Source organism: Streptomyces sp. NPDC127092, assembly GCF_042722475.1.
In the GTDB taxonomy this organism is placed as follows: domain Bacteria; phylum Actinomycetota; class Actinomycetes; order Streptomycetales; family Streptomycetaceae; genus Streptomyces.
Genome location: NZ_JBHXFE010000116.1, coordinates 1,866 through 2,433, shown reverse-complemented (window position 1 = coordinate 2,433; position 568 = coordinate 1,866). Strand labels below are relative to the sequence as shown.

General features: G+C 63.0%; 1 pseudogene. It reads right to left on the bottom strand.

Annotated features, from left to right (window positions below):
• Positions 1-394: 394 nt before the first annotated feature.
• Positions 395-568, bottom strand: a pseudogene (locus tag ACFWJO_RS37660) (IS4 family transposase); the annotation flags it as partial.

Genomic DNA, 568 nt, shown 5'->3' with positions numbered 1-568 from the left:
GGGTGGGTTCGCGGACGGTGACGGTGTCGGTCAGCGGTGACAGCGCGTCGAGGGTGGTGCGGGTGTCCGCGTCCCGTTTGGCCTCGAGGGCTTGGCCGATGATCTCCCCTAGGTGGCTGGTGTTTTTCGCGTGGCGATACCGGGTTGATCGGGGTTGCTCGAGCAGAATGGTGGGGTGAGCTTAGGTACAATACCGTTCAGTTAGTGAACGAGGATGGTGCATTTCGGCGGTTGGGTGGGTTGTGGATGGTGTTGGTGGTATGCGCGTTTGGCGGCCCATTTGAGGACTTTGCGTTTGACGACGCGGGGGTTTGATCGGGGTCGGCGTGCTGGGTTGATGCGGCGCAGGATTTTGGCGATGCCCTGATTCCACAATCTGGTGGCGGCGTGGTGGTTATGAGGGGGAAAAAGAGCTGTGGGACAGGGATCGTCGGGTGATCCGCAGGGCGGCGACGAAGGACATCCGATCCGGGTCGTGACGGCCGGCGGTCGCGGCGTCGCGCATCAGGGTGCGGATGGCGTAGTGGCAGCACAGGTGCCCCCAGATTTCCTGCTGAACCAGCGGTGG